General features: G+C 37.9%; 20 protein-coding genes. 9 read left to right on the forward strand and 11 right to left on the reverse strand.

Annotated elements, in window-relative coordinates; translation table 11 throughout:
- Positions 1-90: 90 nt before the first annotated feature.
- Positions 91-2151, forward strand: coding sequence for a choline transporter (locus tag IEV39_RS14210; RefSeq protein WP_005228888.1), 2061 nt, complete (start codon positions 91-93; stop codon positions 2149-2151).
- Between the two features lie 53 nt (positions 2152-2204).
- On the opposite strand, the gene IEV39_RS14215 is transcribed toward IEV39_RS14210, so the two are convergent.
- The 3 genes from IEV39_RS14215 to mqo form a co-directional block, all read right to left on the reverse strand.
- Positions 2205-2660 (reverse strand): hypothetical protein, encoded by a 456-nt coding sequence (locus IEV39_RS14215; protein ID WP_005283587.1) that lies wholly within the window; start codon positions 2658-2660, stop codon positions 2205-2207.
- 42 nt (positions 2661-2702) lie between these two features.
- Entirely contained in the window at positions 2703-3944 is a 1242-nt protein-coding gene (locus IEV39_RS14220) for an MFS transporter (protein WP_005283589.1), read from the reverse strand.
- A gap of 95 nt (positions 3945-4039) precedes the next feature.
- Positions 4040-5680 (reverse strand): malate dehydrogenase (quinone), encoded by a 1641-nt coding sequence (mqo, locus tag IEV39_RS14225; RefSeq protein ID WP_005283591.1) that lies wholly within the window; start codon positions 5678-5680, stop codon positions 4040-4042.
- A gap of 776 nt (positions 5681-6456) precedes the next feature.
- Here mqo and IEV39_RS14230 point away from each other — a divergent pair.
- From IEV39_RS14230 to IEV39_RS14245, 4 genes are all read left to right on the forward strand, one after another.
- Positions 6457-6846, forward strand: a complete 390-nt coding sequence (locus IEV39_RS14230) for a hypothetical protein (RefSeq protein ID WP_005283593.1) — start codon at positions 6457-6459, stop codon at positions 6844-6846.
- A gap of 175 nt (positions 6847-7021) precedes the next feature.
- Entirely contained in the window at positions 7022-7636 is a 615-nt protein-coding gene (locus tag IEV39_RS14235) for a hypothetical protein (RefSeq protein ID WP_005283595.1), read from the forward strand.
- A 385-nt stretch (positions 7637-8021) separates the two neighbouring features.
- Positions 8022-8504 carry a hypothetical protein gene (locus IEV39_RS14240; RefSeq protein WP_227554523.1) on the forward strand — a complete coding sequence of 161 codons (483 nt, stop codon included), beginning with the start codon at positions 8022-8024 and terminating at the stop codon, positions 8502-8504.
- Positions 8505-9199: 695 nt separating this feature from the next.
- A complete protein-coding gene (locus IEV39_RS14245; RefSeq protein WP_005283597.1) occupies positions 9200-9760 on the forward strand; it encodes a TetR/AcrR family transcriptional regulator in 561 nt (186 codons plus the stop codon).
- 223 nt (positions 9761-9983) lie between these two features.
- Here IEV39_RS14245 and IEV39_RS14250 read toward each other — a convergent pair whose 3' ends face one another.
- The gene (locus tag IEV39_RS14250; protein WP_005283599.1) at positions 9984-10604 is read right to left on the reverse strand and encodes a flavin reductase family protein; all 621 of its coding nucleotides are present in this window, start codon (positions 10602-10604) and stop codon (positions 9984-9986) included.
- 110 nt (positions 10605-10714) lie between these two features.
- Between IEV39_RS14250 and IEV39_RS14255 the strand changes: the two genes are divergently transcribed.
- A complete protein-coding gene (locus tag IEV39_RS14255; RefSeq protein WP_212749902.1) occupies positions 10715-11431 on the forward strand; it encodes an ArsR/SmtB family transcription factor in 717 nt (238 codons plus the stop codon).
- Positions 11432-11717: 286 nt separating this feature from the next.
- Here IEV39_RS14255 and IEV39_RS14260 read toward each other — a convergent pair whose 3' ends face one another.
- Positions 11718-12062, reverse strand: a complete 345-nt coding sequence (locus tag IEV39_RS14260) for a hypothetical protein (RefSeq protein WP_005283603.1) — start codon at positions 12060-12062, stop codon at positions 11718-11720.
- Between the two features lie 465 nt (positions 12063-12527).
- The gene (locus IEV39_RS14270) at positions 12528-14468 is read right to left on the reverse strand and encodes a restriction endonuclease (protein WP_005283609.1); all 1941 of its coding nucleotides are present in this window, start codon (positions 14466-14468) and stop codon (positions 12528-12530) included.
- Positions 14469-14756: 288 nt separating this feature from the next.
- Between IEV39_RS14270 and relB the strand changes: the two genes are divergently transcribed.
- Positions 14757-14945, forward strand: a complete 189-nt coding sequence (relB, locus tag IEV39_RS14275; protein ID WP_005283612.1) for a type II toxin-antitoxin system RelB family antitoxin — start codon at positions 14757-14759, stop codon at positions 14943-14945.
- Positions 14946-14972: 27 nt separating this feature from the next.
- On the opposite strand, the gene IEV39_RS14280 is transcribed toward relB, so the two are convergent.
- The 5 genes from IEV39_RS14280 to IEV39_RS14300 all read right to left on the reverse strand — a co-directional run bounded on the left by IEV39_RS14280 (position 14973) and on the right by IEV39_RS14300 (position 20902).
- A complete protein-coding gene (locus IEV39_RS14280; RefSeq protein ID WP_005283614.1) occupies positions 14973-16964 on the reverse strand; it encodes a TniQ family protein in 1992 nt (663 codons plus the stop codon).
- The gene (locus IEV39_RS14285) at positions 16961-17914 is read right to left on the reverse strand and encodes a TniB family NTP-binding protein (RefSeq protein ID WP_005283617.1); all 954 of its coding nucleotides are present in this window, start codon (positions 17912-17914) and stop codon (positions 16961-16963) included. The genes IEV39_RS14280 and IEV39_RS14285 overlap by 4 nt, the downstream gene beginning before the upstream one ends.
- A gap of 1 nt (position 17915) precedes the next feature.
- Positions 17916-19754, reverse strand: a complete 1839-nt coding sequence (locus tag IEV39_RS14290) for a TnsB C-terminal domain-containing protein (protein ID WP_005283620.1) — start codon at positions 19752-19754, stop codon at positions 17916-17918.
- On the reverse strand, positions 19751-20464 hold the full coding sequence (locus IEV39_RS14295; protein WP_005283622.1) for a TnsA endonuclease N-terminal domain-containing protein: 714 nt from the start codon (positions 20462-20464) through the stop codon (positions 19751-19753). The genes IEV39_RS14290 and IEV39_RS14295 overlap by 4 nt, the downstream gene beginning before the upstream one ends.
- A gap of 210 nt (positions 20465-20674) precedes the next feature.
- On the reverse strand, positions 20675-20902 hold the full coding sequence (locus IEV39_RS14300) for a DNA-binding protein (protein ID WP_005283624.1): 228 nt from the start codon (positions 20900-20902) through the stop codon (positions 20675-20677).
- Between the two features lie 292 nt (positions 20903-21194).
- Here IEV39_RS14300 and IEV39_RS14305 point away from each other — a divergent pair, with 292 nt between their 5' ends.
- Complete coding sequence (locus tag IEV39_RS14305) at positions 21195-22496, forward strand: HD domain-containing protein (RefSeq protein ID WP_005283633.1); 1302 nt, start codon at positions 21195-21197, stop codon at positions 22494-22496.
- Positions 22489-23685 carry a DNA methyltransferase gene (locus IEV39_RS18630; protein WP_050560207.1) on the forward strand — a complete coding sequence of 399 codons (1197 nt, stop codon included), beginning with the start codon at positions 22489-22491 and terminating at the stop codon, positions 23683-23685. The genes IEV39_RS14305 and IEV39_RS18630 overlap by 8 nt, the downstream gene beginning before the upstream one ends.
- Positions 23686-23693: the final 8 nt, after the last annotated feature.

Raw genomic sequence — 23693 nt, forward strand, 5'->3', positions numbered from 1 at the left:
TTTTTATTCAGATCTGTCTTTTCATTGAAAATGCAATGGAAAGACGAGGTTGAATATTTTCTTTTTGTTCTCTAACTCCCTGAGGATTGTATGGCAACAGATAATCCAAGAGCGGTTGATGATTCTACATTAGCGAATAAAGATCATTTGAATCGTGTGGTCTTTTATGTTTCAGCTCTACTTATTTTAACATTTGCACTGGTTACGATTTTTTTTAACGACTTCTCCAACCACTTATTGAATGTGGTACTGGCCTGGGTCAGTGATAAATTTAGCTGGTACTACCTGTTAGCAGCGACGCTTTATCTGGTATTTGTGGTGTTTATTGCCTGTTCGCGTTATGGCGATATCAAGCTCGGCCCAAAACATTCCAAACCTGAGTTCAGTTTACTGAGCTGGTCGGCCATGCTGTTTGCGGCCGGGATCGGGACCGACTTGATGTTCTTCTCGGTTGCAGAGCCGCTCTCCCATTATATGAATCCGCCTGTGGGCGAAGGTCAGACCTTTGAAGCGGCCCGTCAAGGAATGGTGTGGACACTGTTCCATTACGGTTTAACCGGTTGGGGCATGTATGCACTGGTCGGGATGGCGTTAGGTTACTTTAGTTATCGCTATAACCTGCCACTGACCATCCGTTCAGCCTTGTACCCGATTTTCGGGAATAAAATTGATGGCCCGATTGGTCATACCGTGGATACTGCCGCCGTAATCGGCACCATTTTTGGTATCGCGACCACCTGTGGTATTGCGGTGGTACAGATCAATTATGGTCTGCATGTACTATTTGGCCTGCCTGAGAATCTTTGGATTCAGATTGCCCTGATTGGCCTTGCGGTAATCGTCACCATTATTTCAGTGACAGCAGGGGTCAATAAAGGCATCAAGATTCTATCTGAAATCAATATCTATGCTGCCATTGGCCTGATGCTGTTTGTGCTGTTCCTTGGCAATACCGAATTCCTGCTCAATGCACTGGTACAAAACTTTGGCGATTACATTAGCCGCTTCCCGAGTCTGGCGCTAGAAAGCTTTGCCTTTGACCGTCCAAAAGACTGGATGAATAGCTGGACCTTGTTCTTCTGGGCATGGTGGGTGGCGTGGTCGCCATTTGTGGGCCTGTTTCTGGCGCGAATTTCGCGTGGTCGTACCATCCGTGAATTTGTCTGCGGCACCTTGATCATTCCATTATTGTTCACCATTACCTGGTTATCTATTTTTGGTAATAGTGCCTTACATAGCGTGATCTTTGATGGAAATACCGCACTGGCACAAACGGTATTGACCGATCCTGCGCATGGTTTCTATGACTTGCTGGCGCAATATCCGGGCTTTGCCTTTATTGCGGGCATTGCCACCATTACAGGTTTGCTGTTCTATGTGACTTCGGCGGATTCTGGCGCGTTGGTACTGGGTAACTTCACCACCAAATTCTCCAATGTCGATAATGATGCGCCGCGCTGGTTACGGATTTTCTGGGCCACGGCGATTGGCTTATTGACGGTTGCCATGCTGATGGCAAACGGCATTACCGCCTTGCAAAGTGCCACGGTCATCATGGGCTTGCCGTTTAGTTTTGTCATGTTACTGGTCATGGCGGGGCTGTATAAGTCCTTGCGTCTGGAAGATTATCGTAAAGCCAGTCGCAGTCTGAATGCAGCGCCTGTAGTCGGTAACGTAGATATCCTGAACTGGAAGCAACGTTTATCGCGTGTGATGCATCATCCTGGCAGTAGCGAAACTCAACGTATGCTCGACAGTGTGTGTAAACCTGCGGTGCAGACTGTGGCAGATGAACTGGTCAAGCGTGGTATGAGTGTTGAAGTCACGCAAGGTGAGGTGGAAGATAGCGATACCTTGTATCATCTTGATCTGACCATTTACATCGAAGAAGAGCATAACTTCGTGTATCAGATCTGGCCTGTGCGCTATATCGCACCGACCTTCAGTGAACGTGGCAAACGTGGTAAGCAACATTACTACCGTTTAGAGACCTTCCTGTATGAAGGGTCGCAGGACAATGATCTGGTCGGTTATACCAAAGAACAGGTGATTAATGACATTCTGGACAAGTATGAACGTCACATGACTTTCCTGCATATCAACCGCATTAGTCCCGGCAACCGTCCTTTGTATCCGGACTCGCAAGACTAGTCTGATCCAATAAAAAACCTCACAGCATGTGAGGTTTTTTTATTAGCACGTTTTTATAAAGCGCCGTGTTGTTGCCAGGTTTCACCGGTTTCATAAGGGGCATATTTTTGTTTTAATTCATGCAGCGACTGACTTTGATACAGCGCAAAGATGATCATGATCAGGAATAAACCTGCCAGTTTGATCAGGCGTTTATTCTTATATTCGTCAGAATATAAGTAAAAAATACAATAGAAAGCGACAATCAGATAAGTACAGAACAATGAATTCAGCACCAGATAAATCAACAACACCGCAGTCAGTGCAGTGGCAATCCGGTTTTTTAACACGGTTGCATAAAGGCTGAGTACATTTAAAATCAGTAGGCCCAAAGCGGTCCAGAACAGATAGGCACTGCCGCCAATAATCACGATATAGACCGATTGCAGGCACAACAGCACCAGCCATACAAAAATGGAAACAAGAATAAACCTGGATGCGCCAGAGGACGCGGGCAACGTGTGTTTCATATGACTTACATTGATTTTTTCTAAACAGCGATATAAAAGAATTTAAAAACGAAACTTAAATAACTCTTTGCTTCTGCTTCGGGTTATCGCCACGCAGAGCAAAGAAAGTGTACCGCCAATCAGCATTGCTGGGACTACGCTGAAAAAGCGTGTCATCACACTGGACTGCAAGGCGCCTAGCTCATTACTAGACGTGACAAAGATGCCATTAATGGCCGCAATACGTCCAAGCATGTCCTTGGGAGGGATAAGTTGCAGTATGGTTTGACGGATGACAATGTTGATACTGTCACAAGCCCCCATGATAATGAGAACTGCGACAGAAAAATAGAGGTGTCTGGTAACAGCGAATAACAATGTGCAACATCCGAATCCTGCAACCGCCAGCAGCATGATCTGCCAGGGTCTGTGTTTTGGGGGATAACGCACCAGAACGATCATCATGATCAGGCCACCAAACGAAGGCGCAGCGCGCAATAGACCAAAATCATCGGCGCCGATCTGCAATACATCCTGTGCGAAAATCGGCAGTAGGGCAATGATGCCGCCAAAAAAGACCGAGCCCAGATCGAGAAACATGGCCCAGAAAATAATTTTGGTTTTAAAAATAAATTGCAGTGCCTGTCGCAGGCTTTGGAAAATGGATTCAGTCTGGAGTTGTGGAAACTCTCGTGTTTGTAAGTTCCATAGTGCGATACTGCCAGCAGCAAATAATCCGACAATAACGCCAAAGCTAATATCCAGATTAAAATGCGCTAGCAAAAAGCCACCGAGCACAGGGGCAAGGATACCACTGGCCTGCCAGCACATGCTGGTCCAGGTTGCGGCATTGGTATAAAGATGTTCGGGTACCACAAAAGGTCGTAACGAGTTAAAGCACGGGCTATAAATGCCGCGTATACAGCCAAATAAAAATAAAATGCTAAAGCTGGAAATTACTAACACCGTAGTGGTGATTTTTTCAGATTGAAACAGGTCAAAACACAGCCATAAAGCGATGGTAAGGGGAATGGCCATGCTAAAGCTGATCTGTAAAATACGCTGCCGGTTAAAACGGTCGGCAATATAACCGCCCCACAAAGAAAGCGCCAGAAAAGGCAAAAAATCCATGATGCCGACCAGCCCCAACAGTAGCGGATTCTTGGTGATCTGATACAGATGAAAGGCAATCAGCACTTCCTGAATCAGCACCGCAAAAGTTAGGCAGCATTGATTGATGGTCAATAACTTGAAGTCACAACAGGCAAATGCGGCAAAAGCAGATGGGCTTGTAGCAGAAGACATAGATTTAAAAAGACAGAGAGAAAATAAAAAACAGCGAAAAAATAAAAAAAGGGAAGAGCCGAAACTCCTCCCTTTTAACATGTTCCTACACGGAATTACTGAGCAACAGCTTCAGCTTTTACCGCTTTTTTTGCAGGAACCATATTGGCTGGTGTCGTATAGTTCAAGCCAAGTGTTGAGCTTGAATAATGACGGATTTGATCAAGCAAGGCTGGATCATTGGCAAGGTCTTGACCATAAGAACGGACAATCTCGTGCAACTTGTCATTCCATACACCTTTAGTTTGCTCAGGGAATGCTTTTTCAAGCAAGTTAAGCATGATGTAAGGTGAGGTCGATGCACCTGGTGAAGCACCAAGTAATGCAGTTACAGACTTATCTTTAGATGCAAAGATTTCTGTACCGAATTGCAATTTAGCTGGTTTACCCGGCTCTTTCTTGATGATCTGAACACGTTGACCACCTTGTTGTAGATGCCAGTCTTTTGGATCTGCTTCAGGGTAGTATTTTTTCAACTCGTTGAAACGGTCAGCATCCGACATCAATACTTGGCTTACAAGGTACTGAACCAGATCAGCATTTTGTAGACCAATCGCTGCCATTGGCAACACATTGTTCTTATTGGTTGATGCAAGCAAATCAAGCTGTGAACCATTTTTCAGGAACTTGTTTGAATAGGTTGCAAATGGGCCAAACAGTACATATTTTTTACCGTCGATATAACGGGTATCAATATGTGGCACAGACATTGGCGGCGCACCAAGATCAGCACGGCCATACACTTTAGCAGTATGTTTTGCAGTTACTGCTGGGTTGTCAGTGACAAGGAACTCACCACCTACAGGGAAGCCAGCATATTGTTGCGCTTCTGGTAAGCCGGTCATTTGCAAGAGTTTGATTGCCGCACCGCCCGCACCAATAAACACAAAACGTGTTTTCACATGATCAACTTTGCCAGATTTCACATCTTTAAAAGCCACAGACCAAGTGTTGTCATCGTTTTTGCTGATGCCCGTCACTTCAGTTGATGTGCTGAGTTTGAAGTTTGGACTCTTTTCAAGGTTGCCAATCAACTGCTTGGTGATTGCACCGTAGTTCACGTCAGAACCAACGTCCATACGGGTTGCAGCAACTTTCTGTTGAGGATCGCGACCGTCCATCACCAATGGTGCCCATTGTTGAATTTCAGCTTTATCTTCACTCATTTTCATGCCAGCGAATAACGGGCTTTGAACCATGGCAGCATAACGCTTTTCCATAAAGTTCACGTTATCGCCCCAGACAAATGCAATATGCGGCACCGGGTTAATGAAGGTATTTGGCGTTTCGAGTACACCTTGCTTCACTTGATAAGCCCAGAACTGTTTTGCAATTTCGAACTGGCTTGCCACGTTGATGGCTTTAGAAATGTCCATTTTACCGTCTTTTTCTTCGGTATAGTTCATTTCCATAAAGCCAGAGTGACCTGTACCCGCATTGTTGAAACCGTTTGAACTTTCTTGTGCTACTGCATCAAGACGCTCATACATGCGGATGTTCCAGTCGGGTTGTAATTCGTTGAGGTAAGTCCCCAAGGTGGCACTCATGATCCCGCCGCCGATGAGTACAACATCGACAGTCGGTTCGTCATTTGCTGTTTTAATTGCCTTAGACGCAACTGGTCTAAAAAGAAAGGCAATTGCAATAATAATTAGTACCACGAGCAGTACTAATAAATATTTCCAAAATTTTTTCATTCAATTTACCTTAAAAATTAAATGACGCTCTATATGACAGACCATATAGAGAGAAAGAATTTAAATGATGATACAGACGCAATTAAAGGCACATCAGTCAAGGGGTGACCTTGTCACTGACGTTAGAGGAGTTAGTTCATGAATTTTACTTTAAATTAGACAGTGTTTTAGTTAACGAATGTTTCAAAATGTAGTAATCAAGTGGCTTTTAATTATTTTATGTATTTAATTTGTATAAAATACTGGAAAATCTCTGATTTATCGTTTAGAGAAATGTGTCACATTTTGATCAAATAACAATAACCTTGTTTGCTTCGCCGATCTGTAAATTTTTAAACCTAAGCTGAGGTCATTCGTATTGCGATGCCATGCTCGACAGTAATGCATGGATAAGCAGTTTGTTATTTTAACTGAATCGACCTGACTTTTGTGGATCTTGTAGCGGTATCGCGTGGAATAGTTGTCGTCCATTTTGACCAAGCTGAACAAAATTTCAAAGTCGCTTGATGTTGCTGTCCGATACCGATATTGAGGCCAGTTCTTCAATTCTGCCTGTTGTATATATCGGTAGCTCAACTGCTGTGATCAATATAGATAAATATCTTCTAGAATGAGAATGCTCTTGAATTAAATCAGTAATACGAAAAACTTAAAATGTTGTCTATTACCTTGTTTATTTTAAAACTGTATTTTAAAGAATTTCAAAAGCATATATAAAATGAATAAAGTCTAAAAAAATATAATAGAAACTTTTATATGAGTAAAAGTTATTCGGTATGTACAAAAATCAAATCCTGTTTATCTTTATCATGATGTGGTGCTGTGGCTGTGCATCCAGTTTAAATCCGGTCGGTGCCAAGCCGGTGGAAAGATTTGAAAAAGTGTTTACCGAAACGCACCTGATCAAGAGCAAAACCACAAAGACCGATGTTATTGCGTTGTATGGCACTACGCGAGATAAAACTTTATATCCCGATAACACTGAGATCTGGAGCTATTATGCGGAACAAGATCGTCCAAAAAAAGTGATCATGACTCAAGCTCCCCAGAATAGCCCGGCAAAGTTTGGTCCGCAGAGCGCAAATGCTTCTAGTGAAACACGGGCTTCAATTGCCATCTATTTTAATGCTCAGGGCGTAATGAGTGGATATGCAATTTCAGATTGAAGATAAATATCCGATTTATATATTCCAGGTCTAACAGGATTCAAAATTTTCAATTACACGTTGTAGATGTTTTAATATGATTGTGAAAATCATGCCTAAAAAAATAATTATGATATTTATTTGCTCTAGTGCTTAGTAAAAGTAAATTAAAGATCAAGTTGTTTGGAGGTGAAGAATGAAAAATAATATCAATATTGGTGTGGTGAATGGCAATAATAATAATATTAAGCAAACGAACAATCAGGGAAGTGGGCGGGACCATTCATCAGAAGATTCCACATTAAATGGTATTGTGTACTTTGGTGGAATATTTGTGTTTATGCTGTTCATCATGATGTTTTACCTGATTTATTTTGATCAGATTATCTTTTTTCTCAAGTTTTTTGTGGGGCTAAGTGTTGTCCTATTCCTATTTAAAATTATTTATCCACTTATTAATAAGCTGGAGGATTTTCGGGATCTGACAGACTCCATTATCGGGTTGGTTCTTGCCGGTCTGTTGGCCCTCATGATTCATATAACTGATAAAGCGATGCCACAGCAAATACTGATCTTTGCTGAAGAGCTTAGCATGGATTCAGGGAATGTCTGGAATCAGGCCTGGCTATTGTGGACGCAGTTTAAACCGTTGGGTCATAAAATCATTCTTTGTAATATAGGCGCTACTCTGAGTTTAATTATCGGGATTTTCTTCAATTTGTTGTATGGCTTTAACCTATTTAAGCCGCACAGCCCGATATGGGTCGTGGTGATGAGTCTGGCTGCATATAGTGTACTGGCTCTTGCTTAATGAAAAATATCAAACTGATAGAGCTAGCTGCCAAGTTATTTTTAAAATTTAGCTGATAAGTGTTTATACCGAAAATTTAAAATTAGGCCGAAAAAATTACCTACTATAGTGATTCAGCGTTGTGATTTCGCTGCAAGTTTGCCCTTGCTACTGCATATAGATGTTATTGAAGCGCTTATTCCATTTATTTTCTAAGGCTTTTTAAAGGGTTGAATTTTTATTCAATAAAGAGAAGGAGGGCGTTTTGAAAGATAGAACAAAGACAAACACTGCGAAAAGTAATGAGCATGCTGTTTGGTATCCTCATTTGTGCTCCCTCGGGAGTGTGAGAGGTTATGTCAATACTCAATTTTCGAATACGATGGCTGTCTGTTTAGGTAGTTTCATGGTGACGCTCATCGTTGTGATGAACTATCTGGTCTATTTTGATCAATTTCATTTTTTTCTTTTGATGATTGCAATTATCGGTGCACTGCTACACTTTTTAAAACTGGTCTACCAAATTTTTGATATTGTAGATAATACTTATCATTATCGCGATTCAATTGATCCCTTATTGGGATTGATGCTTTCAGCTGTGCTGGGATGGTTGGTAAGCAGTATTGTAGATGCCATGCCTCTATCGATTCTGGTATTTGCAGAACAATTTGTTACTGGCTCAAAGAATTATCAAAACTTAAAGCTCTGGCAGCATTATAACGGCACAGAACACCGAATCATTTTACAAAGTATGTGCGCCACGTTATTTGTGCTGATCGGGCTGGTCTCTAATTTACTCTATGGATTAATGAATGTTAAACGTTTGAGTTCATTGATTAGTGCTATCGCGATTTTGTCAGCTTATCTGTTGATCTGTTTGTATACATGAGTAGGGTTAAAGCCCTTCTAATCAAGTAATGGTCATCGATAGTGCTTTGATCTGCGGGCCACCTCCTTTGAAAAGAAGGTTGAGAATCACAAGGCAGGCTTTCATTATAAAGGGATCATAAACTCAAATAGGATTGATAAAATATGCTTACATCATAAATTAAAAATATTAAATAATAAAAATATTTAAGTTGTTGAATATTAATAATAAACCTATTTTTTACGATCAATTCGCACATTGACACTAATCAATACTCCGATTATTCTTTAAACGCTGGCCTACATGCCAGCCGGTTTTGACAGACCGTATCCTAAGTACATTGAAAAAACTTGTTTTTTTGATGTAGACTCGTTCGTCCCCCTTTTGTAGCGGTAGGGCGAAAGGGGGACGCCTCCGGGCGTGCTGATTCTTAGGTTCAGTCTGTCAACCCTCTTTCACCCTGCCACCATAATCTTTATGTCTTGGCAGCGTTCCGAATTTTGTAGGAGTTGGCCATGTATCGTATTCTTATTTATCCTAATAATGCTTGATTGCGTTTAAATGCTTTTAGGCATTAGGTCGTCATGACTTAAAAATCCAAATCAACAATAAAATCAGAGATGTGCTTGAGCCGTCTTTTCGGGCTTTTGTATGCCTTTTTTGCCGCTAACACGTTGGCAGGTACAGTGCGAACAAAAAAATTATAGGGACACTATATGTCGCATTTAGAAATTTCATTTCGCGCTTTAAAGGTGCTGGAGACTTCCCGAAAGTTGTTTAATGCTCATGGTTTTCATTGCGTCGGGGTTGATCTGATTATTGAGTCATCTCAAATCGCCAAAGCAACCTTTTATAAATATTTTCAATCGAAAGAACAGCTGATTGAAATGAGTCTGGGTTTTCAAACCGAAGCGCTTAAAGAAGACGTATTTGCGCTGATTTATCGGCAAAAACAGCTTACGCTACATGAAAAACTGAAACGGATATTCTTTTTACATGCGCATCTGGACGGACCTTATCATTTACCGTTTAAAGCGATTTTTGAGATTGAAAAGCGTTATCCTGCGGCTTATCAGGTTGTGGTGAATTATCGGAAATGGCTGATTAATGAAATTTTTAAGCTGCTTTCAGCCAATGTAGTACATGCCTCTAAAAAGGATGCGCATATGTTTTTATTTGTGGTCGATGGGGCAATGATTTTGCTTTTGGGCGGCAGGAATGGGGTGGATGATCCAGAGCGGTTAATTGAGGGGTTTTTGGTAGGGTTGGGGAGGTAGGATTAAGCCAAATAATAAATAAAGCAGTGCTTAAGAAACTTTTTGTAGTGTAAGCCGATCTATAAGCTAAATGGGATTAAATACACTAGTTTAATATTAACTCTGTTTATGATTTATCTTCAGAAGGGGGTAAGTGCCAAAATTACGGCACTCTAGTCACGGGATAAAATCTCATTTTAGTCAAGCAAGCAGTGGAGTAGAAGCTCAATGTAGAGCTATTTATTTATGCTTCAGCTTTAAATGTCTGTCCTAGTTTGAGACCTTTAGCAAAATAATGCCTAAAAACATAAAGTAAAGGATGCCATTGATCAGTATCAATATGATTGGTTGCTGGAATTAAAATGTCTTTGTATGCATGTACTCGTAATACCTTGGTTTCTATAATATAAAACGTTTCTGGACGCTCAGAAGGCCATTCACCCGGAGCATGCCAAGCGACTACTTCTGCTTCAAACTGTATTGGGCATTCAGCAATTCTAGCGGGACGTACCAATTCTGATGGCTGAGAAGTTAAACCTGACGAATTAAATTTGTCAGCCTCAAACCGATAGCCCATTTTTTGTTTATGAGGTGGAACGGGTTTTCTTCCAGTTAATTTTGCAAGACTCTCAACCTTAGACCATAGATTGGCTGATGGAAAATTCAGTACCAATTGGCGCTCACGTAAAATATTTTCACTTCCTTGGCTGGTTGAGGTTAGCCCAAGTACAACACGATCGCCTAATGCCCATGCAGAAGACATGGGAGAAATGTTTGTAGTCCCATCTGGATTAAGGCTAGTAATCAGGACTACAGGAGTGCCGAAGTAAAGAACGGATGGTGATATTGTTTCGTGGTCTGACATAAAAGTATACTCGTGATGGTTGATCTTTTTTGTATATTACTAACCGTCCAAAAAGCATGCTTCGGTGTAGACCGAACTATTCAGCCGTTACGGTTTCCATGAAGAGGTTCATGATGTCAAATGCTGATGCAGGAAATACTATTGCAGAGATTGCCAGCTTGGTTGGTGATACATCTAGGGCAAAGATTCTGACAGCGTTAATGAGTGGAATGGCACTTACAGCGGGAGAGTTAGCAGATCATGCTGATATTACTGCACAAACGGCAAGTGGGCATTTAGCTAAGCTAACTGAGGCAATGCTAATTTCACTTGTTAAACAAGGTAGGCATCGCTACTACAAACTGGCAAATCCTCAAGTAGCGCAAATGTTGCAAGCATTGATGTGCGTTGCAGCCCCTGAGGTGAAATTAAAATTTAAGGTTGGCCCCAAGGATGAAAGTCTACGTATAGCGCGTACTTGTTATGATCATATTGCTGGAAAGCTTGGCGTGGCTTTAGTAGATGCTTTTAGTATTCAGGGTTATATTTTACTTCAAGATGATGCTTTTTCAGTTACTCCAGCTGGTATAGAGTTTTTTGCAGACTTTGGTATTAACTTAATAACAGACTGTTCAACAAAACAGTTCATATGCCGTACTTGCCTAGATTGGAGTGAGCGACGTCCGCATATTGCAGGCCAATTGGGAGTAAGACTTTTAGAATGTTTGATTGAGATGAAATGGTTGGTACGAATGCCTGACAGCCGAGCACTCAGCATTACATCTAAGGGCCAAAAAGAGCTTCACGATAGATTTCATCTTAAACAAAACTGGTGGCAAGAGTCTTAACTGTTTTTATTCAGTTCTGGGAAATATTGGAACATAAAAATCATTTCATCTATTGATTTTATTGATTGAATGTATTTTTAAGGCTATATAATAAAAAACCGCCATTTAGGCGGTTTTTTATTCGCTGTTAATCGTTGAACGACACATCAGTTGTCATTTTCCAATACAACTAATCAATACTTTAGTATGTTTAACGACATTGGATGACATCTCTCAGCGACACAATAGCTGTCATTTTTCACTTAAAACGACATAACAGCTGTCATTTTAAGGATAGATGCCAAGATCACTCATCTAATGACTGTTGATTGAACTCAGTGAGAATCTCAAGAATCTCTTTATGTGAAACGATATTTGCATTATAGAAGGCATATGTATTATCGCCAGGTGCTCCACCTGCTGAAGTACCAATAGTTCGTAGTTCTATGCTATTGATTTTTTGTGGGTAATAAAATTCAAAGAGCTTTTTGAAATCTTCATTTGAAGCGGCATTGTATGTGGGTCGCAGAAAGCTTAATTCAGTTTCAAGCATATATCCTTTAGATGATAGCTCCTCAACTAGTTCTTCAAAATTTAATGATCCATTTCTAGAATGATAAATAAGCGTATATTTAGGAAATGAATAACTCATCTTATTAGCCTCAAAATTTTTTCAGTGATTGGATGATTGGAAAGTATCGTGTTTTTAAAGCATAAATTTTTTATATAGAATATGATTTGTTCAAATCAGGGTAAACATCAAAAGAATATTGAACGACTAATTGTGTCGTCTATTTTTAGAAATAGTATTTTAATAAGTTAAAGGTTAGATACTCATGAACTCTCTCTTCTATATCCAATATCAAAAGCAACTTAGATTACAGGAAGCACGCTAGTTTTTATTCTCTGGTGAACATCCTGCATCGGATGTAGCCTTTGTCGTAGGTTATGAAAGTGCATCACAATTTAACCGAGATTATCGATGATAATTTGGTGCGACGCCTGTGTGTGATGTGCGCGAGATACAGCCAGATAATTGCCAATTCTTAAATACATCACACAGTTTAAAAAAGCCTAGTTAATATAGGCCCATAAAAGAGCCACTCTTTTAAAACTATTAGAATTCAGAATACCTTTCAATAGAATTAGTATAATCATAGAAGCTCATGAAAGGTTGTAAGGCTGAATAGATTTCTTCTTTCTGTTGATGAGTCAACCAATCATCTGTATCACGGATTGCTTCAAGCATAGCTCGAAATATTAGTTCAATTTCATTGTTATTCATTAGGAAACTCTCTACTTCTATTTTTTTATTAAGATAATCAATTAATTCATTGATGTTACTGCAATCCCTGCTCCCGAAACTCAATTTGGAATTAAGGTAAGGGAAATATCCTCGGCCATGACGAATTAAAGAAATTAGTGCACGATATAATTGCGATATTTCTTTTTTATCAAAATATGCACGATTACTTTCTGAACAGATATAAAAATACTGTAATCTAGAAATGACATCGATTAATTCCAATTCTCTAAAATGATTAAAGTCAAGAAGAGCTTTTTTTCTGATATCTCTAAAAGGTTTATATCTGTCCCAATATGATTTTGTTTTATTTGTAACGGACTTACTTCTAATAATTTTTACCAAAGGACCTGTTAGTTGCTTCTCAATTTGCCAGTCAATGACTTTTGGGATTAGCTTTTCTGTGATCCAAGTGTATGCCTTTTCACATGACCACCAATCCTTATCAGAGATAGTGTCATTATGGTTGTAGGGTTTTTGCCAAACTAGAGTTATTTCATTTGAAAAGTTGATACCATCTATATTGTGAGCAAAAAAAGTTCCATGAAATCCAGTATTTAATTCTTTTGTGTTTCTAGGGCTATGTACCTGTAAATAGGCATGATGGGCATAAAAAATATGCCAGTCTGAATCACCTTTATCAATATCATGTGCATGTATAAATTCTTGGATTTGGTCCCACATCTCTGTATCAATAGCACAGAGACCTATCTGTATTTCATTCTTATATTTAGATATAAATGGAAAATATTTGGCACTCCATAGTTTTTCAATATTTTCAAAAGCAGTTATATAGTAATGGGTCAATATATCAGCTGCTTTTGAAATTTCCTCTACAGCTTCTAATGGTAAGTGAAATCTACAATTTTTAAAGTCAATAATATGTTGATCCTCTTTTTGATAAACTCCACCTTGATAAAAAGGGCGGTACTTGGAATTGATGGGTTGACCATCGTTACCTAAGAAGTTTTTAAGAAGCCATTTATTATCCAGTGTTATTATAGTTCCATGAGTATCATGCGCAGTGATTGTAATTGCTGCCGACCCAAAATAGTTTGTAGTAGGTAAAATTGCAGAAATTTCTACCCATTTATTCTTATATGTAAAATGATTTCCATGAATATATTTGCTTTCCAAACTTTCTGGATTAACAAATGAATGATCTAATAAACTTTCTCCAAGATCTCTGATCTTAGGATCTTGATTTAACAAGGCTTTATGTAGATTTTCTATAAAGTTTACTTTAGCCATCCATTTACATTCGAACATGTCAGAAATAGCGGTAGGAAAGTACTTTTTTATAAGATCTGGATGCGATTGGCATTTGCGAGTAAGATCTATTCCTGTCCATGTTTCTAATTCAATATCATAATTTTTTTTAAATATATCTTGGTAATCTCGAATTTTTTTCTCAATATTCATAGGTATTGAATCTTGAGAAAATATCAATAGATAAGTTTTTATATTCCTTTTAATTTCATTTTCTTTTATGAATTTGTTAAGAGTTTCTTTCAATTCTGTAGAATTGTAATTTTTCCAGCATTTACATTCTATTGCAATAAGTCCAAAAGATTCATCTCTATATTTTGCACAAATATCAATTCCTTCTTGTTGCCGTCCTTTCCCTAAAATATGATGGACATCTATAAAGGTTGGATCTCTCTTTAGTATTTCGGTACATAATATCTCGAATTTTTGTGATTCAAGTTCCGAGAATGGCAGTGTTGGGGTTCCAATAGGTAAAATGTCTTTCATGAGTGATTACAGTAGTGTCAGTTGATGGCTAAGGTGAGTTAAGGTTAAAAAAAGATTATTAGCAATGAAATAGAAAAATGCTGGTTTACGACAAAACATGTCGTTTTGTTAATTTATATTTATTTGTTAAAACAACTTAAAATGTTTTAATAAAAATTAAATTTAAAGCATATTGTGGTTAGACTATAAGAGAGTTGTAGGTGAGTTTCAAAAAATGGGATATGCAATTGATGGATATTCCCAAAAGGCCTCTTAAAGTATTGTCTAAAAATTCAAAGAGATAAGCATATGAGTACTGTTTTTGACCCTATTGTGTCTGAATTTGATAGTTCCGACCATGAAGCTGAATACAACGCATGGTTCAAAGCTAAAGTTGAAGCATCACAAGCAGATCCACGCCCTACAATTCCACATGATGAAGTAGTCGCACGACTAAAAAAACGTCGTGAGGAACGAGAGGTTAACTCTGAACATTGAACAAAAATATCTGATTTTTATAATATATCAGATCACATTATCGTCATTATTTTGCTGTTTAAGTAATTTTAATACATCTTCTCTTCGATATAAATTTAAGGAATTTGATTCGCCAAAAGATATGGAATCAATTTTTCCTTGAGCTTTGAGATTAATGATGTGAGTGCGGTGCATACCCAAAAGCTTACTAGCTTCGATAGCTGTCATATATTCTTTTTGAAGAGCTTTTACTTGGTCTATATCCTCCGTCTTTACAAACTTCCAGTACACAAAATCATGCAGTTTTAGGTAGCCTGTTTTAATCCAATTAATATGTAACCAATTGATTGCACATCCTAATTCTTTTGCTGCATCCTCTAGAGCAATAAAGTCTTGACGATTGAGCTTTTCTATCAAAATAGATACAGAAGCTTTTTCTACTCTAATAACTGAGTGGCAGTGTTCATCTTTTTTTAAGATACCCTTTTGAACAAGTACAGTTACTTTTGATGGGCTGATATGTAATTTCGAACTTGTATGTCTTAATGAAAAATATAAAGTCGGATCTGATTCATAATGAACCATTTTTAATCTTTTTTTTGAGGGACGACCTGTATATGTTTCATAAATTTTGAGGTCATTGATCATTTCGGTGGTAATGTATTCAATATCAGTTTGTTGATAAAGGTTTGTTCTCAATCCATCAATGTGAGGACCTCCTACAGGCTCAATGCCAAAATGCTTTAGCTTATCGGCTAGATTTGTAGAATTAACATTCAGCTGGCGAGCTAAGGTTCCAACAGAAATATATTTTTTGCTAAATTCTTCTATGATTTCTGGTGGTGCTACATTTTTTACGTGTCCATCCACTTTCTTTTTATCAAGTTTTAACCAACCTTTGACACCAAGGTCTCGAACTATTTCCTTATGAATTTGTAATTGGCCTGCAATTTCTGGAAGTGTGAGAAGATCGCCTTTTGGGACATCTTGTACACGTGAAGATAGTAAAGGTACTTTATGTGATTCGTCTAACAGGAGCCGTTCAATATCAATACTACTAATATTTATAAACCCTCTAGCATTTTTTATGGGGGCTAATTTTTCTTTTTGAATTAAGGTTTTCAATCTAGTATAGGAAATATCTAGAATGGTCCTTGTTTGATCCAAAGAAAAAAGCTGTTTTAGATGATTTGTTGCTGGTTGATCAACATGATTGCAATCGGCCAATATAGAATTTGCATATTCACGTAGTATTGAACTTTGTTTTTTCAAATACACTGCCTGAATTTGAGGATGGGCTTTAGATACTCTTGAATTAATGATATGGATTAGTGTTTTCTTCGATTGTTCAGGGTTTGTTAAGTATTCATATGCCATTTGAATGCGTTGATGATCGGCATCGATATTATTAGATTTCCAATCAAACTTTTCTAAAGCTAACCAATAATCTGATAGTTGATTAATAATTTTTTGATCACCATGGTATATGGTATCCATGAACCACTGTACTGCCTCATAATTCTTTGAATAAGTTGGTAATATTCTTAAGTCTTGTTCACAATCGAGACAAAAATTAATTCTATTTCGACTGATATTGAGAGCTTTTTTACATTTTGGACAGCAATCATATAACTGTGTGCCATGTTTCAAACACACAGTGTAAGGGCGCAGTAACCAATGACGTCTCCAATAAGATTGTTCACTTAAACATTTAGGGCAGAAAGCAAGAACATCTTTTCGAAAGAAGCTGTGCTTTAAAATAATTTTAGAATATTTTCTTGGCATAGCTTGAGTAGAGCCACTTAGTGCAAATGCTAGTGATGTATATTCATCAGATAAGCCTAGTAACTGAAGTAGTTTTCTAAATCGCTTTTGATGAGTTACATGACTACTGAGTGTTGTGGCAGGACTGCTTGACTGAATTTTACAAAGAGAATAAACACTAGAAAATCCATTGGCTTCGGCAGCTCTAATTAAAAGACTGGCCGCACTTTCATCTGGATAGGGGATAGGTTTAATTAATAAAGAATAAGAATTCATAGAGCAATCCTCATCTGACTCGCCAAAATATTACGTGACATCTTGAAAGGATCACTTTTGGTCAAACTGACTTTAGCTGTCGTTCCCTGTAACCATGCGCTGCTGAAATCATGAGTTGTAGTGATTTCTCGATTATCTTTAAGGGCAAATAGCACACTATCTTTGATAAGTGTCATGATAAAGGCTGGATTGCCAGCAGTGGCAGCATAAAGTTGTGTAGTTATTAAGGGCGAGTTTAGACTTTGATCAAACGTGACTTTACATCTAGTTTTGATTTGATTTTCCACTTCAGCAAGAAATGGAAACATCGAGCCGTATGATGTAGATGAACCTAGTGTCAGAGCATGCAAGGGATAGTGATATTGAAATCGTCGAGTTAGCTGTGAATCCATTTCTAATAAGGGAACAAACTGTGATAGACCAACCAAGCAGAAGCTAATTTGTGTTTCATTAACGATTGATTTAATCCAATCGCACACCACAATATTTAATTTAGTAGTAGTTTTTTGAAAACGGAATAGGTGATGAAATTCATCTAGAAAAACCAGTTTGGTTTCACATTGGCGCAGTAAATGACACAGTCGCAATGAGATTTGAGTCGTATTTCCAGATGCTGGGTTAGGATCTCCTAGTTCCTTGAGTAGCATACTGGCCACTGATTTGACTGATGCTGGAGATGGAACCTGAGCATAAAATGCTGGAATAATAGTTTTTTCATAACCCTCAACGATAGTTGTATAAGATGGCATTTGTTTGATAATGGCTCTACAAAGCAAAGTCTTACCATGACCACCGTCAGCGTGTAAAATACTACCAATCGGCTCTTGGTAGGTCTGACTTTTTTGCATACATTCAGTGATGCCATGAAATGCGTGATTAAATTCTGGATGGCGTACAATAAAGCGATTAATGTGAGCAACTCGTTCAAGAATAGATATTGAATGATTCATCTTAGATCTCCATTGAAGAGAATGCTGTATAGCCATCGGTGGCTTGCTGTTCTTCCGCTACGATTGGGGATGGCTTGATTGGCATTGAAAGATTTTTAATTTCTTCAGGAAAATCTATTACTAGTTGGCGTAATTTAGGCTTTTTCCTCTGTAAATCTTCTTGGATCTTTTTCAGTAAATGCCAACGGGCAAGTAGGTTAGCCTTTTCACCTAAACGTCTAAGATCTGCCTGAGCCATCTGTTTTTTGATTTTTTGTGCTTCTTGATGGGCATACATGGTCAAACCCTGTGCATAACTAGGATTAGTGCATTCAGCTTTGATGAGATTAGTTGGATCATTCGGATCAACGATAAATACATGCCCTAAATCTATTTCATCAACAAGTACAACCACTTTGGTGAGCTTTTGTTGTTCAAAGGTTGCTAGAACAGGGGAAAAATAATACAAGTAGTCGATTAAGACACGTCCCTTGTTAATGCTACGCTCGTAAGGTTTTCGGCATAGTACAGATGCCTCATCTTCTGAAAGAGAAGTTGGCTTGACGATTTTTGTGGCATCTTCCCAAGCAAGTGTTGGTATACGATTGGTTTCAGAATGAGTATCTGTGTGATAAATCTCATTGATCCATTGCTCTGCATATTTTTGAACATCTGCAAGTGTCATTTTGGCATTTTTACTGGCGTTATAATCTCCTCTCGCTGTGGGGTTCGACAAAGTTGTACCAGGTAGTTTTTGGATTAAACCTTCAGTTAATGTTCTGAAGAAACTTTCAATATGCGGTTTATTATTTGGCGTGCCGATCTGCGATGGCGTAATGGTAATTTTTAAAGTTTCACATAGTCGAGCAAAAGAATTATTTTTGAACTCCACGCCATTGTCTGGAATAATTTGGCTCGGCACACCACCAGGTAAACCTCTTTGGGGTCGGGTAATCATGTCCCGAATCACACACATTGTGGTCAATGCACTTGGTGGGTATAAATTGACGTAAATCCCAACGATAACTCGAGTGTAAATATCAATCGCACATGATAAAAATGGACGACCTAAAATGGCTCCTGTTATATCATCAATAATAATGATATCCAGATAATGGGTATCAATTTCCACCAAAGCCATTACGGTTGGGCTGATGATGGATTGACCAGCAGCTTTGAGTAATTTTCTTGCAGTACGAGATCCTTTTTTGGCGTTGATGACCACATAAGGATCTAAACGATTGATACGACGTTCAATCGTTCTTAAACAAGGGATTTTATGTGATGTCCAGCCATGTTCCATAGCTTTTCCAACAATAAACGCCAGTACATCTTTACCATCTCGTCGCTCTGAACGGAGGTAAATTTCTTGGATGGCTTGATGGATTAGACGTTCGATTTCTAAAGAAAATCGGACATAATGATTACCTGATTTTTTCTTTTCAAGGACTTCAGTACGTTGATTATTTAACCTGTAGGTCTGAATCCATCGAGCAACAGTTCTTGGGTGGGGTGGTAACTGATCTTGAAGTTCTTTTGCAACTTGCTGAATTAAGGTGGTTAATGGCCGAATTGCGGTAGGGGATGGCAGTTTGGTTAATGCAGCTTGTACGTACCTGAATTTTCGCATAATACTTACAGTAATTTCAGGGTTGGTCAATAAATTGGATGTGTTAAATTCATATTCGACAAGCCCTGACTGACACCATTTTTCAAATTGATCATACGGAATTTGAAATATACGACCGCCAGCGATTGCAGAGTATCGGCATATGCCATGACCAATAAAGCTAATCTCAAAATGTGAACCGTGAAAAGAAAATCGTGTGCCAATATTGGGAATAGGAATGGAAGTATTCATAGATCTACTCCTAATGTGAGATGATTATTTTTGGCGTTTTTGATTTGAATGATTTGATGGAAAAGCAAAAAGTCTGCAAGTTGTGGAGACAATTGGTTTTTTTCTAAAATGCTATACGCTTGTTCTAGATCATCCAATTCATAGCGAATCAAGAGGTCTTGTGCCAATTCAATTTCAAGTGATGTCCAGTCTTGAAGATGGCCACGAGAATAAAGATGCAATAATTGTGTTAGGGATTGGCGTTGGGGTAATGTATTTGCATCAACTAACTTAAAAGGGATATTTATAGACGCCAAAATGGAAGCTAGTCTCTCAAAGCGTTGCAGGCTTTCTAGGGACAGATGTTGAATGGATGGCTTAACTTCGTGGACTTCAAAATCACCTTTGTGAGTACGAATCAGAAAGTCAGGATAAAGTTCCAAATTTTGCCCAATCGGAATTTTTAAGGCCTGTGTTCGATAAGATTCTACCGCAGGATGACTTTCTAGTTGTACAGCATAAGCTAATTCCAGAAAGCTTTCTAAAGCAACTGAACCACCAGCCTTACGGCTGGGAAAAAGAGAAGTTCGACGTTCTAAGCAGCCTTGATAAATACGACGCTGGCCATGTAGTGTTCCAGCAATATTGGGTTTTTGATTAAATGCTGAATGGATCTGTTCAAAAATGAGTTGCTGTATATGTTGTTGTATGTGACTTATAGGATAAGACATATTATATCTCCATGTTTTTGAAGCATATGTATCCCTAAAATGTTATTTTCTAAGGATAAGTAAACTCCTCACATCTAAAAAAGTTGATGTGAAAGGGCTTGACGTATGGTTCGACACAGAAGATACTAAGATTGTCTAGATCGGTACTTCTGTACTGAACACAAGGATCCCTTTGGGATCCGTTTTTATTTGTAAATAGTTAATTTCCCATCATTTGGTTTCCTCTATTTTTTCAAAGCTAAAATCTGGTTCAATAATTCCATCCTTTAAACCAAGCTTTACTGCTATTTCATGGCTTTTGCCACGAACAGGTACTCTATTTGAGTTTAATACTTGATGAACTAATTCAGGGGTGAATCCATTCTGACGAGCCCAATCCGCAATAGATAGACCTCGTTTCTGAAGTTCACTTCTTACTTCTTGAGATGTTCTCATCATTGAGTCTTACTTTATGAACTTTAATAGTTTAAAAATATAAGTAACCTATGTGAAATTCAAGGTTTTTTTTGTTTAACACTATGTTTTATAAAGGTTTTCATATAATGGGTATTATATGAAAAATTAGAAAACATCCTGTTTCCGGAAAAAATATGTAGAATCAGTAAATTAGATCGTCTTCACGACTGTAAATTGTTAAGTAAATTATCCTCTAATTTGAACCATAGATTGGAAAGTTTGATGGGATATGAGATTATAGAAAATGTAAAATTTCTTGAGATAATTAAGATACATGGAATTTCATGACATTCTGCATGGCCATATTAAGTTTCCTGATGGGGATGAGCTGACGAAATTATTACAGGACCTTCTTAATAGTGCAGAAATCAACCGCCTCCGAAATATGAGACAAATGAATTTTGATGTTCCGTTAATTCAAGAACTTGGGAGATCAAGAAGATTACCTCATTCAATTGGTGTGGCGAATCTAGCATATCAATTATCTAAGAAAAGTTTCTTAAGTAAACATGACTCTAAAATATTATTAGCTGCTGCAATTATGCATGATGCAGCAATTCCTCCTTATGGTCATTTAGTTGAGTCTGAACTAAAAGCAGCCTCTGATTTCAGCCATGAGCGAAGAGTAGAAGAATTGGTACGTGGTCCTCAAGGAGGCTATGTAAATACAGAAATTTTTGAAGGTAAAACTTCTGAGGTGGGAGATATTCTGCGAAAGCATCAGACAGATATCGAAGCCGTCATGTCATTGATCCGTCCTGCTGATGGTACAAAGACACCAATCTCTGCAGATATAGATATAGATAACATTGATAATGTGCATAGAATGGCAGCAATGTTGGGGTGGGATAATGCTAGGGAAAATTTTAAAAGTTTGATTAGCCTGATTAGGCTAAATGAATTGCAAGAAATGAGTTTCTCGAAAGAGGCTTTACCCTATATAAAAAAGTGGCTCGAATTTCGGGAACGTATTTATACAATGATTATTGCTCATCCTGAGTGTGTTCCATACAATGCATTACAAGCAGACTTAGTTCATCTAGCTGTTGTTAATGGGATTATAACACCTAAAGATTGGTTGATTGATGAGCAGCAATTTGAAGAGAAGCTTAGAAACACTATCGAAACAAAATCGTTGGCCATGCAGCTTATTACAGGATGTGAATATAGTCTTGTAGATTATGTTTGGATAAAAGATTTTAGGACTAGTAAGAAGCTCCATAATTCTGAAATTGTTAAGAGCATTGGAGATAACCTATCTGTCTTTAATCAGCAAGGATATGGATATTTTATTTGGAATGAGAAAGGGCTTATATCTCGTGAAGTATCTATTCATGGCTTAAATTGGGAAGAAGATAATTTAGGATATAACTCAACTAGTTGTATGATTGCCTATGTGAAAAAAACAAAAGGTAACGCTCAATGGCCAAAAGGAGAAGGAAAGAATAAATGGCGTAAACAAGTTGTTGACCACTTTTGTAAATTATTCGATGTTACTTATTTTACAATAGACTTTCCTGAGACTTATTCGGGAGTTTTTTTAACCAATAGAAATAATGAGTTTGACTTTGATTGATTTTTCTTTAACTAAAGAGCTTGAAAATATTGATTGGTCATTTCCTAATCTCTCAAATTCAGGGCTTCATTCTTTTCACTGGTATCCAGCAACATATGTAGCAGCTATACCTGGAACAATAATCTCTAAAGTCACAGAGTGTGGAGATGTTGTTCTTGATCCATTCTGTGGTTCTGGGACTACAGGTGTTGAGGCAATTCGTTTGAATCGCCAATTCATAGGTATTGATACCAATCCTATAGCAATTTTAATTACCGAAGCTAAGATCAAGTATCCTGAAATTAAGGATTTATTGACAGAATTAGATAATATTATCAATAAAACAAATCCATTAAATGTTCTGGTTGATGTTATTAAGGATCATCCCAATAAGGATGAGCTTCTGGCATGGTATCATCCAAAAACAATGGATGAGTTAAATTATATACTCATGTTAATCTTAAATATTGAGGATAGATTAATTCAAAGATCTTTTTTAGCCGTATTTTCGTCTATTTTAAAAAATTGCTCATCACAAGGAAAGCACTGGGGATGGGTTTGTGATAATGTAAAGCCCAAAGTAGATGAAATTGTATATAAAGATGCAAATTTAATTTTTATTAACTCAATGAAAGCATTCATAGATGCTTCTAATTTTACATTTAATGAATGTAAATATCATGATCATAACGTTAATCGAGAGAATATTAGGTGTAAGTCTCAATTATGGAATAAGAGCTGTATTGATTCTCTATCAGAAATGGCCTCAGAGAGTATTGGTGCTATAGTAACTTCACCACCATATTATGGTGTAGCCGATTATGTAAAATCACAGCGTCTCTCATATTTATGGTTTGATATAGATGAATTAGTTGAGGATAAATTAGGGTTCAGGGATTTCAATGCATTACGCTCAACAGAAATGGGTGCTAGAGCAAATAGATATAAAACCACTAGTCATTCAAAGTATATAGAGTTTATGGAAAAGTTCTTTGTTGAAAGCTTTAGATTACTTAAACCTAATGGATACATGTGTTTAGTGATAGGTGAATCTTCATCACGTGAAAGTACAATTGATAAATTAATTGAATTAGCTATCCTAAATGGATTTAGTTTAAACACACGTACTAACAGAAACATTAAATCGAATAGACGTAGATTAATGGCAAAAGTTAGAACGGAAGATATTTTATTCTTTTCAAAAGAATAACCTTGAGA

The sequence above is a fragment of the Acinetobacter courvalinii genome, assembly GCF_014635545.1.
GTDB classification, from domain to species: domain Bacteria; phylum Pseudomonadota; class Gammaproteobacteria; order Pseudomonadales; family Moraxellaceae; genus Acinetobacter; species Acinetobacter courvalinii.

What these genes read in the sequence shown, in the direction of transcription:
- IEV39_RS14250 (WP_005283599.1), bottom strand. Translation starts at nt 10,604, where the DNA reads ATGTCAGACCACGAAACAATATCACCATCCGTTCTTTACTTCGGCACT.
- IEV39_RS14220 (WP_005283589.1), bottom strand. Translation starts at nt 3,944, where the DNA reads ATGTCTTCTGCTACAAGCCCATCTGCTTTTGCCGCATTTGCCTGTTGT.
- IEV39_RS14230 (WP_005283593.1), top strand. Translation starts at nt 6,457, where the DNA reads ATGTACAAAAATCAAATCCTGTTTATCTTTATCATGATGTGGTGCTGT.
- relB (WP_005283612.1), top strand. Translation starts at nt 14,757, where the DNA reads ATGAGTACTGTTTTTGACCCTATTGTGTCTGAATTTGATAGTTCCGAC.
- IEV39_RS14235 (WP_005283595.1), top strand. Translation starts at nt 7,022, where the DNA reads ATGAAAAATAATATCAATATTGGTGTGGTGAATGGCAATAATAATAAT.
- IEV39_RS14255 (WP_212749902.1), top strand. Translation starts at nt 10,715, where the DNA reads ATGATGTCAAATGCTGATGCAGGAAATACTATTGCAGAGATTGCCAGC.
- IEV39_RS14305 (WP_005283633.1), top strand. Translation starts at nt 21,195, where the DNA reads ATGGAATTTCATGACATTCTGCATGGCCATATTAAGTTTCCTGATGGG.
- IEV39_RS14240 (WP_227554523.1), top strand. Translation starts at nt 8,022, where the DNA reads ATGGTGACGCTCATCGTTGTGATGAACTATCTGGTCTATTTTGATCAA.
- IEV39_RS14290 (WP_005283620.1), bottom strand. Translation starts at nt 19,754, where the DNA reads ATGAATACTTCCATTCCTATTCCCAATATTGGCACACGATTTTCTTTT.
- IEV39_RS14295 (WP_005283622.1), bottom strand. Translation starts at nt 20,464, where the DNA reads ATGTCTTATCCTATAAGTCACATACAACAACATATACAGCAACTCATT.
- IEV39_RS14280 (WP_005283614.1), bottom strand. Translation starts at nt 16,964, where the DNA reads ATGAATTCTTATTCTTTATTAATTAAACCTATCCCCTATCCAGATGAA.
- mqo (WP_005283591.1), bottom strand. Translation starts at nt 5,680, where the DNA reads ATGAAAAAATTTTGGAAATATTTATTAGTACTGCTCGTGGTACTAATT.
- IEV39_RS14285 (WP_005283617.1), bottom strand. Translation starts at nt 17,914, where the DNA reads ATGAATCATTCAATATCTATTCTTGAACGAGTTGCTCACATTAATCGC.
- IEV39_RS14300 (WP_005283624.1), bottom strand. Translation starts at nt 20,902, where the DNA reads ATGATGAGAACATCTCAAGAAGTAAGAAGTGAACTTCAGAAACGAGGT.
- IEV39_RS14210 (WP_005228888.1), top strand. Translation starts at nt 91, where the DNA reads ATGGCAACAGATAATCCAAGAGCGGTTGATGATTCTACATTAGCGAAT.
- IEV39_RS14260 (WP_005283603.1), bottom strand. Translation starts at nt 12,062, where the DNA reads ATGAGTTATTCATTTCCTAAATATACGCTTATTTATCATTCTAGAAAT.
- IEV39_RS14245 (WP_005283597.1), top strand. Translation starts at nt 9,200, where the DNA reads ATGTCGCATTTAGAAATTTCATTTCGCGCTTTAAAGGTGCTGGAGACT.
- IEV39_RS14270 (WP_005283609.1), bottom strand. Translation starts at nt 14,468, where the DNA reads ATGAAAGACATTTTACCTATTGGAACCCCAACACTGCCATTCTCGGAA.
- IEV39_RS14215 (WP_005283587.1), bottom strand. Translation starts at nt 2,660, where the DNA reads ATGAAACACACGTTGCCCGCGTCCTCTGGCGCATCCAGGTTTATTCTT.